Source organism: Xenorhabdus aichiensis, assembly GCF_028598775.1.
Lineage (GTDB): Bacteria > Pseudomonadota > Gammaproteobacteria > Enterobacterales > Enterobacteriaceae > Xenorhabdus > Xenorhabdus bovienii.
This window is the reverse complement of sequence record NZ_JAQRFO010000038.1, coordinates 17112-32900: the sequence shown is the minus strand read 5'-3', so window position 1 is coordinate 32900 and position 15789 is coordinate 17112. Positions and strand designations below refer to the sequence as shown.

Below are 15789 nucleotides of genomic sequence, written 5' to 3'. Positions count from 1 at the left end.
CGGCAATTAATCAGTACCGTAATAATTAGAAACAAAAAGTACGACAAAATAAGCGATAAAACAGCCCAGTAACAGGACGCCGTTTAATCGGTTCAATCGATGCTTTCTCCCCAGACAGAATATCGTGAATAACACACTGGCAGCCATCATGACCCAGAAGTCTCGGGAAAAGGCCTGAGGTGAAATGGCGCTGGGTGAAAGTATACCGGGGATACCCAATACGAGGGTGATGTTGAAAACATTTGAGCCGATGATATTGCCCATCGCCATATCATTCTCGCCTTTAATGGCCGCCGCAATCGAAGTGGCAAGTTCAGGCAGGCTGGTTCCTACCGCCAGAATTGTCAGGCCAATAATCAGCTCACTGATGCCATAAATACGTGCAACCACAGCCGCATTGTCAATCACCATGCGGGTAGAAATGGGGAGGATAATCAATCCTAAAACAACCCAGAGAAGTGCGATGCCTTTGTTGCCTTCGACGGGTAATTCTGCATCTCGTTCCTGTGTATAGCTGTCTAGGCCATCGTCTTGGGAAATCGTTGTCATTTTGATCATTAGGGAGATAAAGAACAAGGCGGTGAGTAATAGGACGATACCATCTAGGCGGCTCAGGTAGTTGTCGGCCAGAATATAGCCTACAAATGCAGTAATCAGCAACATCAGCGGCAACTCCCGCCGCAGGATATCTGATTTCACCGTGATCGGTCGAATGAGTGATGCAGCGCCAGTAATCAGTAGCAGATTGGTAATATTGGAACCAATGGCATTGCCTACAGCCATGTTCGGTAGCCCATCTTGAGCGGCTGTGATAGACACCATCAATTCTGGCAGTGAAGTTCCGATTCCCATGATTGTCAAACCGACGATATAGGGGGGTATTTTCAGTGAGCGGGCAAAAACCGCAGCACCATATACTAATCTATCAGAGCCATACACCAGTAAAATCAACCCGGTAATGAGCAGGGCAATAGTCAGAAACATGGGGTGTTCCTTAAATAAAATTTATTCCGAACATAATGCTAATAATGGTTGATTTTTAAACATGAAATGTTTATTCAGCTAGACTTATATATTCTGACGGTCAAGCGGTAAAAAGTAAAATTTGTCATAACTTTGCTAACGCAAATTTGGCAATTTTTTTGTAGTATGCATGACTGATTATTTAAAAACAGTAAGAAACAAGTTTTATTAACGGTTAGGGGCTATCAAATAATGAGTCAACAAACAGCAAATCTTATTGAGATCTGCGGCATGTATTTCACTCGTGGTCAACGCCCGATTTTTTCTGATATTAATCTGACCGTTCCAAAAGGAAAAGTGACTGCCATCATGGGGCCTTCAGGCATAGGGAAAACTACCCTGCTGCGCCTGATTGGTGGGCAGATCCGCCCTGAACGCGGCGAGATCTGGTTTGATGGCGATAATATTCCGGCATTGTCCCGCCAACGTCTCTATGCTGCCCGTAAGAAAATGAGCATGTTATTTCAGTCAGGTGCGCTGTTTACGGATCTGAATGTCTTTGACAATGTCGCCTTTCCTTTGCGTGAGCATACTCAATTGCCCGAGGAGTTGATTCACACCACGGTGATGATGAAATTGGAGGCCGTCGGGCTGCGTGGGGCTGCGCACTTGATGCCATCGGAATTGTCTGGCGGCATGGCTAGGCGGGCTGCATTGGCGAGGGCGATAGCACTCGATCCCGATCTCATTATGTTCGATGAACCTTTTGTTGGTCAGGACCCTATCACGATGGGCATTCTCGTCAAATTAATTGATGAGCTTAACCATGCGCTCGGTGTCACCTGTGTTGTGGTTTCCCACGATGTACCTGAAGTATTGAGTATTGCTGATTATGCTTACATTGTGGCTGAGAAGACGGTCATTGCAGAAGGTACACCGGAGCAGTTAAGAATGAATCAGGATCATCGGGTACGGCAATTCCTTGATGGCATTGCTGATGGGCCGGTGCCTTTCCGTTTCCCTGCGGGGGATTACAAAACTGAGTTATTAGGATAATGGAATGTTGATGTTAACACGGGCACTGGCTGCGCTGGGCAAACGAGCGATCGAGGTTGCGGCCTCATTCGGCCGTGCTGGCTTTATGCTTTTCAGTGCAATCATTGGTAAGCCAGAACCCGCCAAACAATGGAAATTATTATGTCAGCAGCTGTATAGCGTCGGTGTTCAGTCACTGCTGATCATCGTGGTTTCCGGTTTGTTTATCGGTATGGTTCTGAGTTTACAGGGCTATCTGGTTTTAACGACATTCAGTGCTGAGGGTAGCCTGGGCATGATGGTGGCTTTGTCACTGCTGCGTGAATTGGGGCCAGTCGTCACGGCGCTGTTGTTTGCGGGTCGGGCGGGTTCAGCTTTGACCGCAGAAATTGGTTTGATGAAAGCCACGGAGCAGATTTCCAGCTTGGAAATGATGGCGATTGATCCGCTGCGTCGGGTAATTGCTCCGCGTTTTTGGGCTGGTTTTATCAGTATGCCTTTACTGTCGCTGATCTTTGTCGCCGTTGGAATCATCGGAGGCGCGATAGTAGGTGTGGATTGGAAAGGCATTGATGCTGGTTTTTTCTGGTCTTCGATGCAATCGGCGGTGGATTGGCAAAAAGACTTGCTTAACTGTTTTCTTAAGAGCGTAGCTTTTGCCATTACGGTCACATGGATTGCACTGTTCAATGGTTATGATGCTATCCCAACATCAGAAGGGATCAGCAGGGCGACGACGCGCACAGTAGTTCATGCGTCTTTGGCAGTATTGGGTTTGGATTTTGTGCTGACAGCACTGATGTTTGGGAACTAAATCGATGCAAAACAAGAAAAATGAAATTTGGGTTGGGTGTTTTGTCTTGATTGCACTGGTTGCAATCGTCTTTTTATGTTTGAAAGTAGCTGATGTTCGGTCATTTGGTAGCCAGACAACCTATCGCGTATCTGCTGCATTTGACAATATTGGTGGACTGAAAGTGCGTTCACCCGTAAAAATTGGTGGGGTTGTGATTGGTCGTGTAGAGCGAATCTGGCTGGATCAAAAAACCTATACTCCACAGGTTGAACTGGATCTTTTTACTCAGTACGACAATATTCCAAGTACCAGCTCGCTTTCTATTCGGACATCAGGGCTATTGGGCGAGCAATATGTTGCAATGAATGTGGGTTTTTATGACCCTGATATGGGGGTATCCATGTTGAAAGGGGGAGATCGTATTGAGGACACTAAATCTGCAATGGTGCTTGAAGATTTGATCGGTCAGTTCTTATATAAAAGCGGTGACGGTGGTCAGGCAAAATCTGATTCAGCTCCGGCACATTAATCTGCAATCCACGGCTTAGGAGAGATAGCATTTATGTTTAAGCGATTACTTATGGTTGCGCTGTTGGTGGTTGCACCATTGGCCAGCGCAGTTGATCAAACCAACCCTTACGCATTGATGAAAGATGCAGCAGAAAAAACCTTCACCCGTTTGAAGAATGATCAGCCTCAAGTTCAGGCAAACCCAGAAGTTCTGCGTCAGATTGTGCGTGAAGAACTGTTGCCTTATGTGCAGGTAAAATATGCAGGGGCACTGGTTCTTGGAACTTACTACGGGCAGGCGACGCCTGAACAGCGCGAAGCCTATTTCAAGGCGTTTGAATCTTATTTAGAGCAGGCATATGGTCAGGCTCTGGCGATGTATCATGGCCAGAACTACCAGATTGCGCCAGAACAGCCATTGGAGGGCAAGACGATAGCGGCTATCCGGGTCACTATTACTGATGAAAATGGTCAGCCGCCTGTTCGCTTGGATTTCCAGTGGCGTAAAAATAGCAAGACAGGTTACTGGCAGGCTTATGACATGATTGCGGAAGGCGTAAGCATGATCACGACCAAGCAGAATGAATGGGCAGATATCCTGCGCCAGAAAGGGATTGATGCTCTGACAGAACAGTTGAAAATCAGCGCGAAAACGCCAATCACTTTAGAAAAGAAAAAGTGACATGAAAAACCGGGAAATAAGCCAAACGTCTGATGACGGAAAGATAAGTTGGGAACAAACGGGAAGTACACTATTTCTTCACGGTACACTGGATCGTGACAGTTTACTTCCGCTTTGGCAGCAAAAAGACAGCGTTCTGGCTGAGATCAAAAATATTGATGTTTCTCGGCTTGAGCATGTGGACTCCACGGGGCTGGCGTTGTTTGTCCGCCTAAAAGGAGACATGCAGCAACGTGGCAAACGGTTAACATTTTCTGGCATAAGTGAACGCCTGGAGACACTGATAGCACTTTATGGCCTGCAAAGTCTCTTTGATGCTGATATGCCTGACATGTAATTCCCTTTTCCCATAATTATCGCCCTTGTAAGTCATCCTCTTACAAGGGCGTTTTTCTTGGTTTAAGAGTCGTCTGGTTTCCATTAGGATAGGCGACTATTATTATTTTTAACGACGAGTGTGAGCAAATTATGGATACTAATGAAATTAAAGAAGTGCTGATGAAAGCACTGGCACTTGATGACGCTATTGTTAGCGGTGATGGCAGCCATTTTCAGGTAATTGCCGTTGGCGAGTTTTTTGATGGCCTGAGCCGTGTCAAACAACAGCAGGCTGTTTACGCCCCTCTGATGGAATACATTGCTGATAATCGTATTCATGCCGTGTCGATTAAGACTTATACACCTGCAAAGTGGCAGCGTGACCGCAAACTTCAGGGATTTTGAGGTTGTTTGCCTCGCCGCGAACAGCACACTTTGAATTGAACAAGAGAATTAAGATGGATAAATTTCGAGTGAAAGGGCCTACCTGCTTATCGGGTGAGGTTACTATTTCCGGGGCAAAAAATGCCGCATTACCCATTCTGTTCGCAGCGCTGCTGGCGGAAGAGCCAGTTGAATTACAGAATGTACCTGAATTAAAAGATATTGATACCACCATCAAACTACTCAACCGCTTGGGAACCAAAGTAAAACGCAATGGCTCTGTTTTTGTTGATGCCAGTAACGTTAACGAATACTGCGCACCTTATGAACTGGTCAAAACGATGCGGGCTTCCATTTGGGCCTTGGGGCCGCTGGTCGCGCGTTTCGGTCAAGGGCAGGTATCACTGCCGGGTGGCTGTGCCATTGGCGCTCGCCCTGTTGATCTGCACATTTCTGGGCTGGAACAGCTCGGTGCGAAAATTGTTCTCAATGAAGGTTACGTCAAGGCTTCCGTCGATGGTCGCTTGAAAGGTGCCAGTATTGTCATGGATAAAGTCAGTGTGGGTGCGACTGTCACCATCATGACCGCAGCGACACTGGCGGAAGGGACAACCATCATTGAAAACGCAGCTCGTGAGCCTGAAATCGAAGATACTGCCGATTTTCTGAATACACTGGGCGCGAAAATTACCGGGGCAGGCACCGATCGCATTGTGATTGAAGGTGTAGAACGTCTGGGAGGTGGTGTTTATCGTGTGCTACCTGATCGTATCGAAACAGGAACGTTCCTTGTCGCTGGTGCTATTTCCCGTGGCAAGGTGATTTGTCGTAATGCCAAGCCGGATACATTGGATGCTGTTTTGTCCAAACTGCGTGAAGCTGGGGCAGACATTCAGGTGGGAGAGGATTGGATTAGCCTTGATATGCACGGTAAGCGACCAAAGGCGGTTACATTCCGCACAGCCCCGCATCCGGGCTTCCCGACGGATATGCAGGCCCAATTCAGCTTGTTGAACATGGTTGCCGAAGGTGTTGGCATGATCACTGAAACTATCTTTGAAAATCGCTTCATGCACATTCCGGAGTTGATTCGCATGGGCGCACGTGCAGAAATCGAGAGTAATACGGTGGTTTGTCACGGTGTTGAAAATTTATCTGGCGCTCAGGTTATGGCGACTGATTTGCGTGCTTCTGCGAGCTTGGTATTGGCTGGCTGTATTGCTGAAGGCACCACGGTAGTCGATCGTATTTATCATATTGACCGAGGCTACGAGCATATCGAAGATAAACTGCGTGGTTTAGGTGCGAATATCGAGCGTATTAAGTCGACTGATTAAATTGAACTCATATCATCCTTCGCCCGAACTGGGCGAAGGATTGAATAAGCGAAAAGCAGCGGAGTTGTCGGCTATACTCTTCATCTTGCAAGCTGCCGCAGGCGTTAAATGCTAAATTCTTCAGCCTTCAAATTCTTCAACCATAACCTTGAAGGTGAGAGATTGACCATCACGTAGCACGGTGATGGGAACCATACTGCCAGGGCGGATATCAGTGACTTGATCCATCGTCTCTGCCGGAGAAATCGCGGGTTGGTGATTGAAATTAGTAATGATATCTCCCACTTTGATCCCCACTTTTTGAGCCGGGCTTCTCGGTGCAACTTCAAAAACCCGCAACCCCGGCATTTGGTTGATATTGCTGTCTGACGAGCGAATACGGGGCAAATCTTGGACTGTGATACCAATATATCCCCTGATGACCCGCCCATCGCGGATGAGTTTATGCATGATTTTCGTGGCAAGTTCAGTAGGAATGGCAAACCCCAAGCCTTCAGGCGTGACACCAAATTCTGACTTATCAAACGTCAGCGTATTGATCCCGACTAATTCCCCCAGCGTATTGACCAGTGCACCGCCGGAGCTTCCCTGATTAATTGAAGCATCTGTTTGCAGAAAATTCTGGCGGCGTGTAGGGCTGAGGCTAACACGCCCTGTCGCACTGATAATACCTTGAGTGATGGTTTGCCCTAAATTGTAAGGATTGCCGATTGCCAGCACGATATCTCCTACATGGGCAACTCGATTGTGATTGATCGGGATCACGGGGAGATTTTTACCATTGACCTTTAAGACAGCCAGATCGGTTGGCGCATCCGAGCCGGCCAGCAGCGCCTCATAGAATCGACCATCTTGTAATGCAACAATAATAGAGTCGGCTTTATTGATGACATGTTTGTTAGTGAGGATATAGCCCTGTTCATTCATGATGACGCCAGAACCCAAAGGGCGAAGTTCCCGGCCTTCATGAGAAAAACTACCCAGATTACTGCTGTAGATATTGACAACAGCGGGAGCCGCTCGACGAACTCCTTGATTGAAACTGTATGGTTTGCCGTTGCGACTATTGTCACTCAGGAGATGTTTTAACCCATTGGGGCGTAGTGAAGGTATGGTAACCAATAAGATTGCAGCAATGAGTAGTCCTATCGATATGGAGCGCAATAACTTGATCAGCATGGCATTATTCAGTAATAAATAAGTGAAAGAAGCATAGCATAGAAGCGAACAGACACAGCTTATGCTGTGTCTGTCAGTAATACTAGATCGCGTTTTTTATCTTCAATTAATTACGCAGTAACAAGTAGATATTATCATCACCACGTAAAATGTTCAGGGCAATAACAGGTGGTTTTACCTCAAGCAGTTTACGCAGCTCGCTGATATTCCGAATTCGCTCGTTATTGGCTCCTATAATCAAATCATCATTCTGTAAGCCAGACATTGCAGCAGGTGAATTCTGGGTAATTTTATCTACTTTTACACCTTGTGTGTTTTTCACTGTGCTGTTGCTCAGAATTGCACCTTGCAGGGCAACGCTCAAGTTTTCAGCCTTGGTTTCTTGAGATACATTATTTTCTAGTGTTACGGTCACTTCCATTGGCCTTCCTTTACGCAGAAGGCCAATTTTGATTGCTTTACCAGGAGCGGTTGTACCAACCTTCGCACGCAATTCAGCGAAGCTGGTGATTTTTTTGCCGTCAACGGAGACCAGTACATCCCCTGGCTTGATGTCAGCTTTAGCCGCAGCCGATTTAGGAATGACTTCGCTGACGAATGCACCTTGTTGAGCATCAACGTTGAGTGCCTTGGCGACATCTGCTGTCATCTCGGTTCCCTTGATACCGAGTAGGCCGCGTTTGACTTCACCGTGGGCAATGAGTTGGTCTGCAAGGTTGCTGGCCATGTTACTTGGGATGGCAAAACCAATGCCGATGTTACCGCCGCCGGGAGCGAGGATCGCAGTGTTAATGCCGATCAATTCCCCTTTCAGGTTGATCAATGCTCCACCTGAGTTACCTCGGTTGATGGAGGCATCGGTCTGGATGAAGTTTTCCAAACCTTCCAGATTCAGACCACTGCGGCCAAGGGCAGAGATGATCCCCGATGTTACGGTCTGCCCCAGCCCGAATGGGTTGCCGATGGCGACGGAATAATCCCCTACACGCAGTTGATCAGAATCGGCGAATTTAATGGCTGTCAGGTTCTTGGCATCTTGCAGCTGTAAAAGTGCAATGTCAGTCTGTAGGTCACGCCCGATGAGTTTTGCGGAATATTCACGGCCATCGTTTAATTGAACCCGGATTTTATTAGCTTTCTCGATAACATGGCTATTGGTCAGCACATACCCTTTATTGGCATTGATAATAACCCCAGAGCCTAATCCTTTGAATGGACGGCTTCTTTGCTCCTGTGGAGGAAAACCTGGCCCAAAGAAAAATTGAAAGTCTTCTGGTAGCTGAAGCTGCTGCTGATTTTGAACTTCTGTGCCTGAGACATGCACAGTCACTACGGAAGGAAGAACTTTCTCCAGCATTGGTGCGAGGCTCGGTAATTCCTGAGAAGCCACTGCGGCAGGTAAAGCTGCGTTACCTACCATTGGAACTGAAGCCAAAGATAATCCAATACTGATCGCAAGTGCGCTGAGCAATGTGTTTTTTCTTTTCATTGAATACGTTCTCTTAATACCTAAGCCAGAAAGGGAAATCGTACTTAAAAGACCTATCCTGTCAGGAAATTTCATTTTCCTTGGGAATTACGCTTATTGGGATAGGTTTTAAGCATAATTGTTTCGATGCTGTTATGACTCTCAATTATTCAGCAAAGTTCACTAACAATGTCGTTTTACCGTGTTTCTTTACAGGTATTTACGTGAATTAAAATTAAAAAACAAAACTCTTTAATGCCAGGAAAACCAATGAGCCGTGGTATCAATAGGTTACCACGGCAGGAGAATTTACTGTTTTTTATCTTGAACTGGGCGGAATAGGCCGGATGCACCCTCAGAATAGTCCCGTGGAGGCATATTGGCGGTGACTTTACGTTTATCGGCTTCAGATTCAGTCAGGCGATAATTGAAGGGATTATCCTGTATTGGCATGTTTGGCATCAGTTCGTTGGAACTTTTGGCCATGTGCTGATACAGCTGGCGATAATCGCGTGCCATATTATCAAGTAATTCAGCACTGTGGGCAAAATGGCTGACCAACTCCTTACGATATTCTTCCAACTCTGCTCGATTCTTCTCCAGTTCGGCCTGTGCCGCATTTTGCTGACGCAGTTTTGAACTGCCAAAGCGGACAGCCAGTGCGCCAACGATAAAACCAATAACTAACCCAATCAGTGCATATTCCCAAGTCATGGCAACCCCTTTATTAACTTCAGTGTTCGGCAATAGTGTTCCACAATGTCTCAATACCATTGCTATCACTATAACCGCTAATTAAGTCAGAGTGGAATATTGATTATTAATTAATTTATATACCACTTGATGTGTCAATTTTATACAAATTTGCGATGATACGTCGTGAGTTATTGGCAAAATTGAGAGAGGATATGGAAAAAAGTATGAAAAATGGGAACAAATATAACGAACTCAAACAGAAAAGATGAGCGCGATTTTTACCAGTACAATGAATCGTGCTGAGAACAAAAATTTTTAAGGATTGTCATTTTGATGTTACCGATTACACCTTCGTCTCTCTATCAATCTGCACTGTCAGAAGGCCAATACCAACCTGATGAAGTGCAGCGTAATACCGTTGCCCGCCTGGATATCATTCATCACGATCTCGGTAATCGTTCTCCGGAGCAGGTTTTACCTTCAAGTGGACTGAAAAGCCTACTGGGCAGGTTATTTGGCGGCTTATCAACAGAGCAGCAGAGGCCGGTTCAGGGGCTTTATATGTGGGGCGGTGCCGGGCGTGGGAAAACATGGTTGATGGATATGTTTTTCCAGAGCCTGCTAACCGACCGAAAACTACGCCTTCATTTTCATCGTTTTATGTTGCGGGTACATGAAGAATTAACCGTTTTACAGGGGCACGAAAATCCCCTGGATGTGATAGCGGATGGCTTCAAGGCGCAGACTGATGTGCTCTGCTTCGATGAGTTTTTTGTTTCGGACATTACAGATGCCATGATCCTCGGTACCTTGCTGGAAGCTCTGTTTAAGCGAGGAATTGCCTTGGTGGCGACATCAAATATTCCACCTGATGAATTGTACCGAAATGGCTTGCAGCGCGCGCGGTTCCTGCCAGCCATTGAGCAAATTAAAAAATACTGCGATGTGATGAATGTGGATGCGGGTATCGATTATCGGTTGCGCACGCTGACTCAGGCGCATCTTTATCTCACGCCCTTGTCGGAAGATAACCGACAGGAAATGCATCGCATGTTCCAGCGTCTGGCGGGACGGGAAGGAGAACCGAATCCGGTATTGGAGATTAACCATCGCAGTATGCCTGCCATCAGCAGTGTTGACGGGGTGCTGGCCATCAATTTTAAAACCTTGTGTGAAGATCCCCGCAGTCCGTTGGATTACATTGCGTTGTCGAAGCTTTATCATTCTGTCCTGCTGCATGATACGCCAGCTCTGACTGCATTGGATGAAAGCGCAGCCCGGCGTTTTCTTGCATTGGTGGATGAATTCTATGAGCGTCATGTAAAACTCATCATCAATGCTGAAGCGCCGATGGAGCGGATTTATCAAGGGGAATTGCTGACATTTGAATATCGGCGTTGCCTGTCCCGCTTGCAGGAGATGCAGAGTGAGGAGTATTTGAAACTTCCTCATTTGCCCTGATATCTGGCTTTGATCAGTAAGAAAAATCGAGATTGTCGTTATCTGACAGGATAATTATTGAATTGGGGGTCGATTTTTTATGATGACTTCTCTATAATCTTGCGACCCCACGTTACAGCAAGATTTTTTTTCCCAAAAAACTTGCATTAGTGCCGGCATAGGCTATTCGAAGGGGTAGGTTTGCTGGACAAAAGTCGTGTGAACCTCAAAAACAGTTTCTGAACATCGAGTGTTCACCAACGTGTAACTTATAATTGGGTAAGCTTTAATGAAAACTTTTACAGCTAAACCAGAAACCGTAAAACGCGACTGGTATGTTGTTGACGCAGATGGCAAAACTTTAGGCCGTCTTGCAACTGAAATCGCTAGTCGCCTGCGCGGCAAGCATAAAGCGGAATATACTCCGCACGTTGATACTGGTGATTACATCATTATTGTTAACGCCGAAAAAGTTGCTGTAACTGGCAACAAACGTGCTGACAAAATCTACTATCACCACACTGGCCACATCGGTGGTATCAAGCAAGCGACCTTTGAAGAGATGATTGCCCGCCGTCCTGAGCGTGTCATTGAAATCGCGGTTAAAGGCATGCTGCCAAAAGGGCCACTGGGTCGTGCAATGTACCGTAAACTGAAAGTTTACGCGGGCAGCGAGCACAACCACGCGGCACAGCAACCACAAGTTCTGGACATTTAATCGGGATTATAGGCAATGGCTGAAAATCAATACTACGGCACTGGTCGCCGCAAAAGCTCCTCCGCTCGTGTCTTTATTAAGCCAGGTAGCGGTAACATCGTAATCAACCAACGCAGCCTCGAAGTTTACTTCGGTCGTGAAACTGCACGCATGGTTGTTCGTCAACCACTGGAGTTGGTTGATATGTTGGGCAAACTGGATCTGTACATCACTGTTAAAGGTGGTGGTATTTCTGGTCAGGCAGGCGCAATCCGTCACGGTATCACCCGTGCACTGATGGCTTATGACGAGACTCTGCGTTCTGATCTTCGCAAAGCTGGCTTCGTTACTCGCGATGCTCGTGAAGTTGAACGTAAAAAAGTGGGTCTGCGCAAAGCGCGTCGTCGTCCACAGTTCTCCAAACGTTAATTTGTTGCCACTGCTGTGGCGATGGGTTAAAGTTGAAACCCGTCATTTATATGGCGGGTTTTTTTATTATCTGATTTTCCTTCCTTTGGTGAATAACCTTTTTTCCCAAAAAATAGCGTATTACAGAAATAAATGGCTAGATTCTGATATTTCACCATTAATTCTCAATGTACTTCCTCACAAAATGTGCAAAATCTGGTAGACTAGTGATAATTTTTTGCCTTATCCATGAATGAGCCTGATTTGGCAGGGGTTTCAATATACCCTCGGATAATAAGTGCGAAACAGGATGAGAATATGAGCGAGAATAGCCGTTTTTCACTGAAGGGCTGTTCGTTCCTTTGTTTAGATAAACTTGGAGGTTTTCATGGCTGTCGCTGCCAACAAACGTTCGGTAATGACTCTGTTTTCCGGCTCGACCGACATTTTTAGCCATCAAGTGCGAATTGTGCTGGCGGAAAAAGGGGTCAGCGTTGAGATTGAAATCGTTGAACCAGGCAATTTGCCTCAGGATTTAATTGATCTGAATCCTTATCAGACAGTTCCTACTCTCGTTGATCGTGAATTAACTCTGTATGATTCTCGCATCATTATGGAATATCTGGATGAGCGTTTTCCACATCCACCACTCATGCCTGTATATCCGGTTGCACGTGGTACCAGCCGTTTAATGATGCATAGAATTGAAAAAAACTGGTATTCCCTGATGTATAAAATTCAGGGAGGGAATGCTCAGGAAGCCAATGCTGCCCGGAAACAGCTTGCTGAAGAATTACTGGCCATGGCACCTGTTTTCAGAGATATGCCTTTCTTCATGAGTGAAGAGTTCAGTCTGGTGGATTGCTACCTTTCGCCGCTGCTGTGGCGTTTGCCTGTATTAGGTGTAGAGTTATCTGGGCCAGGTGCAAAAGATATCCAGGTCTATATGCAGCGTGTATTTGAACGTGACGCATTTTTGGCTTCACTGACAGAAGCAGAACGTGAAATGCGTTTACCATCACGGGGCTAATTTATGGAGATGATTCAAATGTCTCCACGTCGTCCTTATTTATTGAGGGCGCATTATGAATGGCTGCTGGATAATGAAATGACTCCGCATCTTGTCGTGGATGTTACCCTGTATGGGGTGAATGTCCCGATGGAATATGCGAACGATGGGCAAATCATCCTGAATATTTCGCCGAGGGCTGTTGGCAATCTGGAATTGACTAACGATGAAGTTCGGTTCAATGCCCGTTTTGGTGGTGTAGCGCGTCAAGTCTCTGTTCCAATGGCGGCAGTGATTGCGGTTTATGGTCGTGAAAATGGCTCAGGAATGATGTTTGAGCCAGAATCTGCCTATCAGGTGGGCTTCAAGCCAGAAGATTCAGATGCTCCTGTAGCGGATAATCTGGTGCTTATCAGTGACGCTAAAATTGCTCGTGATAATGGTTCATCGGATGACGAACCCCCTCAACCTCCAAAGGGTCGTCCAACTTTGCGTGTTGTAAAATAAACAGGCAACTAGGTACAGTTACAATATAAAAAATAAAGGAGATTTTGGTCTCCTTTATTATTTTTAGTCGTACCCGCTTTTATAGAGGCACTCGCCTGGGAATCAAAAATAGGTACTATAAAGTTTGAGCTAGTCTCCACAGGCAATTTTCTATATTTTCCTTATTTTTTCCGGAATTCGATTTTCTAGCTGCATTCAGGCTGTTAGACAGCTTTTCAATAAAACTTGTCCTTTCGTCCAAGCCTTTTAAAGTTGGCGGTATATCGCAGATCTGATCTGATGAGAATGAATTATATTTTTTCGACAGCGATAAGACTTCTACAGGGTTATTAATTAAGGCAAAAGATAAAGAGCGAAGGAGTTGTTTCGAAAATTCGGAATGCATATTGGGGGATAGCGTAAATGCAACTCTCAGCCACTGACTTTCACCTGTTGTAATGTTATAGGCGATTTCGTCTCTTTTTCTACTTTCTCCTAATTCCGCAACAACGGCATTTACGCCTCGTTCTCGCACTTGTTGCAGGATCTCCTCTTGTGTCGATAAATGAGCAATTGAGGGTGAGCTCATTAAGGATATGAAAGAGAATAAGAGTATCTGTGTGAGTAAGCGCATCTATTTCTTCCAGTCATGGTCAATTAATAGTTATTAATTAATTAATTAACTAACTATTATTTAATCTTTGTTTGGACATCGTTTAACTAATTACACTAAAAAACCGCCTTTTCTTTGAGAAAAGAAATAAGATTTTTTGCTGTATTAACACAGTAGATTAAATCGGAATATTTCCCTTTGGGGTATAAGAATAGTCGCATAAAGCAAAAAAATACAACTAATATGGGAGTAAAGAAGAGATAAAAGTGAACTCGTTGCTAAGTTTTTGAAATTTTCTCCGGTCAAAAGGCCGGAGAAATAATTGAAGAAACAGTGGTTAGGGATTAAACCTCAAGATAGTCGAGAATACCGGATGCCGCTTTTCTACCTTCTGCAATCGCAGTAACCACTAAATCGGATCCACGAACGGCGTCCCCGCCTGCGAATATTTTAGGATTACTGGTTTGGAAGGGCAGATCGCTGGCTTCAGGAGCAACAATACGTCCCTGCTGATCGAGATTGATCTGATGCGCATTCAGCCAGTGCATGTTGTGAGGTTTGAAACCAAACGCCGTGATTACGGCATCGGCTGCGATCAGAAATTCGGAGCCCTGAATGATTTCAGCTCGACGGCGGCCTTTTTCATCCATTTCGCCAAGTTGTGTTTTCGCGACTTTGACGCCACAAACTTGACCTGCGCTATTGATCTCAATGCTGAGCGGCTGAAGGTTAAACTGAAAATCCACACCTTCTTCCTTGGCATTTTTCACTTCACGACGGGAGCCTGGCATATTGCTTTCATCCCGCCGATACGCACAGATGACATGGGTTGCGCCTTGGCGAACAGAAGTGCGCACGCAATCCATTGCTGTATCACCGCCTCCAAGTACCAGAACACGCTGATCTTTCATATCAACATAAGGCTGTTCCGGTAACGCGGGGTAGCCCATTAAATGACGGGTATTGGCGATTAAGAAGGGCAGGGCGTCATAGACTCCGTCAGCATCTTCGTTCTTGAGTCCGCCATGAATAGACTGATAAGTCCCCACGCCCAGAAACACAGCATCAAATTGCTCGGTGAGTTCAGCAAGCGTGATGTCTTTGCCTATCTCCGTGTTTAAGCGGAATTCGATACCCATTTCGGAGAAAATTTCACGGCGACGGATCATCACCTCTTTTTCCAGTTTGAAAGCAGGAATGCCAAACGTGAGTAAGCCGCCAATTTCAGGGTGGCGATCATAAACTACCGCTTGTACGCCGTTGCGGGTGAGGACATCCGCACAGGCCAGCCCCGCAGGGCCTGCTCCAATCACGGCCACGCGTTTGCCTGTCGGGATCACGTCTGACATATCCGGCTTCCAGCCCATCGCAATGGCGGTGTCGTTAATGTAACGTTCAATATTGCCGATGGTAACAGCACCAAAGTCATCATTCAGCGTACAGGCACCTTCACACAGGCGATCTTGCGGACAAACTCGTCCGCAGACTTCTGGCAGGCTGTTCGTTCGGTGGGAGAGTTCCGCCGCTTCAATAATCCGGCCTTCATTAGCGAGTTTCAGCCAGTTTGGAATATAGTTGTGCACAGGGCATTTCCACTCACAATAGGGATTCCCACATGAAAGGCAGCGATCTGCCTGTGCCTCAACTTGCATTTCAGAAAAAGGCTCATAAATTTCCACAAATTCTATTCTGCGGATTTTCAACGGTTTTTTTGGAGGATCGACACGTTGTAAGTCGATAAATTGATAAACGTTCTGACTCATTTTTG

The 15789-nt window shown here is 45.9% G+C and carries 18 protein-coding genes; 12 read left to right on the top strand and 6 right to left on the bottom strand.

What is annotated here, in order from left to right; genetic code table 11:
- Window positions 1–6 precede the first annotated feature (6 nt).
- Window positions 7–984: a calcium/sodium antiporter gene (locus tag PSI22_RS15555; protein WP_273580534.1), complete on the bottom strand. Its 978-nt coding sequence runs from the start codon at window positions 982–984 to the stop codon at window positions 7–9.
- 231 nt (window positions 985–1215) lie between these two features.
- Between PSI22_RS15555 and mlaF the strand changes: the two genes are divergently transcribed.
- The 7 genes from mlaF to murA all read left to right on the top strand — a co-directional run bounded on the left by mlaF (window position 1216) and on the right by murA (window position 6025).
- Window positions 1216–2019 (top strand): phospholipid ABC transporter ATP-binding protein MlaF, encoded by an 804-nt coding sequence (gene mlaF / locus PSI22_RS15550; protein ID WP_273580533.1) that lies wholly within the window; start codon window positions 1216–1218, stop codon window positions 2017–2019.
- Window positions 2020–2029: 10 nt separating this feature from the next.
- On the top strand, window positions 2030–2812 hold the full coding sequence (gene mlaE, locus PSI22_RS15545) for a lipid asymmetry maintenance ABC transporter permease subunit MlaE (protein ID WP_038186623.1): 783 nt from the start codon (window positions 2030–2032) through the stop codon (window positions 2810–2812).
- A gap of 4 nt (window positions 2813–2816) precedes the next feature.
- Window positions 2817–3323, top strand: coding sequence for an outer membrane lipid asymmetry maintenance protein MlaD (gene mlaD / locus PSI22_RS15540; RefSeq protein ID WP_273580532.1), 507 nt, complete (start codon window positions 2817–2819; stop codon window positions 3321–3323).
- A 33-nt stretch (window positions 3324–3356) separates the two neighbouring features.
- Complete coding sequence (mlaC, locus tag PSI22_RS15535; protein ID WP_038201392.1) at window positions 3357–3986, top strand: phospholipid-binding protein MlaC; 630 nt, start codon at window positions 3357–3359, stop codon at window positions 3984–3986.
- A 1-nt stretch (window position 3987) separates the two neighbouring features.
- Window positions 3988–4323, top strand: a complete 336-nt coding sequence (mlaB, locus tag PSI22_RS15530) for a lipid asymmetry maintenance protein MlaB (protein ID WP_273580531.1) — start codon at window positions 3988–3990, stop codon at window positions 4321–4323.
- A 131-nt stretch (window positions 4324–4454) separates the two neighbouring features.
- Window positions 4455–4709 (top strand): BolA family iron metabolism protein IbaG, encoded by a 255-nt coding sequence (gene ibaG, locus PSI22_RS15525; protein WP_273580530.1) that lies wholly within the window; start codon window positions 4455–4457, stop codon window positions 4707–4709.
- 53 nt (window positions 4710–4762) lie between these two features.
- Window positions 4763–6025 carry a UDP-N-acetylglucosamine 1-carboxyvinyltransferase gene (gene murA, locus PSI22_RS15520; protein ID WP_273580529.1) on the top strand — a complete coding sequence of 421 codons (1263 nt, stop codon included), beginning with the start codon at window positions 4763–4765 and terminating at the stop codon, window positions 6023–6025.
- A 120-nt stretch (window positions 6026–6145) separates the two neighbouring features.
- Here murA and degS read toward each other — a convergent pair whose 3' ends face one another.
- The 3 genes from degS to zapG form a co-directional block, all read right to left on the bottom strand.
- Window positions 6146–7204 carry an outer membrane-stress sensor serine endopeptidase DegS gene (gene degS, locus PSI22_RS15515; protein ID WP_273580528.1) on the bottom strand — a complete coding sequence of 353 codons (1059 nt, stop codon included), beginning with the start codon at window positions 7202–7204 and terminating at the stop codon, window positions 6146–6148.
- A 106-nt stretch (window positions 7205–7310) separates the two neighbouring features.
- Window positions 7311–8693: a serine endoprotease DegQ gene (gene degQ / locus PSI22_RS15510; protein WP_273580527.1), complete on the bottom strand. Its 1383-nt coding sequence runs from the start codon at window positions 8691–8693 to the stop codon at window positions 7311–7313.
- Between the two features lie 288 nt (window positions 8694–8981).
- Window positions 8982–9386, bottom strand: coding sequence for a Z-ring associated protein ZapG (gene zapG, locus PSI22_RS15505; RefSeq protein ID WP_273580526.1), 405 nt, complete (start codon window positions 9384–9386; stop codon window positions 8982–8984).
- Window positions 9387–9701: 315 nt separating this feature from the next.
- Between zapG and zapE the strand changes: the two genes are divergently transcribed.
- From zapE to sspB, 5 genes are all read left to right on the top strand, one after another.
- A complete protein-coding gene (gene zapE / locus PSI22_RS15500; protein ID WP_273580525.1) occupies window positions 9702–10829 on the top strand; it encodes a cell division protein ZapE in 1128 nt (375 codons plus the stop codon).
- Window positions 10830–11097: 268 nt separating this feature from the next.
- Window positions 11098–11526: a 50S ribosomal protein L13 gene (gene rplM / locus PSI22_RS15495; protein ID WP_012990147.1), complete on the top strand. Its 429-nt coding sequence runs from the start codon at window positions 11098–11100 to the stop codon at window positions 11524–11526.
- Between the two features lie 15 nt (window positions 11527–11541).
- The gene (rpsI, locus tag PSI22_RS15490; protein ID WP_012990148.1) at window positions 11542–11934 is read left to right on the top strand and encodes a 30S ribosomal protein S9; all 393 of its coding nucleotides are present in this window, start codon (window positions 11542–11544) and stop codon (window positions 11932–11934) included.
- A 367-nt stretch (window positions 11935–12301) separates the two neighbouring features.
- On the top strand, window positions 12302–12943 hold the full coding sequence (gene sspA, locus PSI22_RS15485; RefSeq protein ID WP_273580524.1) for a stringent starvation protein SspA: 642 nt from the start codon (window positions 12302–12304) through the stop codon (window positions 12941–12943).
- 3 nt (window positions 12944–12946) lie between these two features.
- Entirely contained in the window at window positions 12947–13429 is a 483-nt protein-coding gene (gene sspB, locus PSI22_RS15480) for a ClpXP protease specificity-enhancing factor (RefSeq protein WP_273580523.1), read from the top strand.
- 115 nt (window positions 13430–13544) lie between these two features.
- On the opposite strand, the gene PSI22_RS15475 is transcribed toward sspB, so the two are convergent.
- Both PSI22_RS15475 and PSI22_RS15470 read right to left on the bottom strand, forming a co-directional pair.
- Window positions 13545–14042 carry a hypothetical protein gene (locus PSI22_RS15475; protein ID WP_273580522.1) on the bottom strand — a complete coding sequence of 166 codons (498 nt, stop codon included), beginning with the start codon at window positions 14040–14042 and terminating at the stop codon, window positions 13545–13547.
- 323 nt (window positions 14043–14365) lie between these two features.
- Window positions 14366–15784, bottom strand: coding sequence for a glutamate synthase small subunit (locus tag PSI22_RS15470; protein WP_273580521.1), 1419 nt, complete (start codon window positions 15782–15784; stop codon window positions 14366–14368).
- Window positions 15785–15789 lie beyond the last annotated feature (5 nt).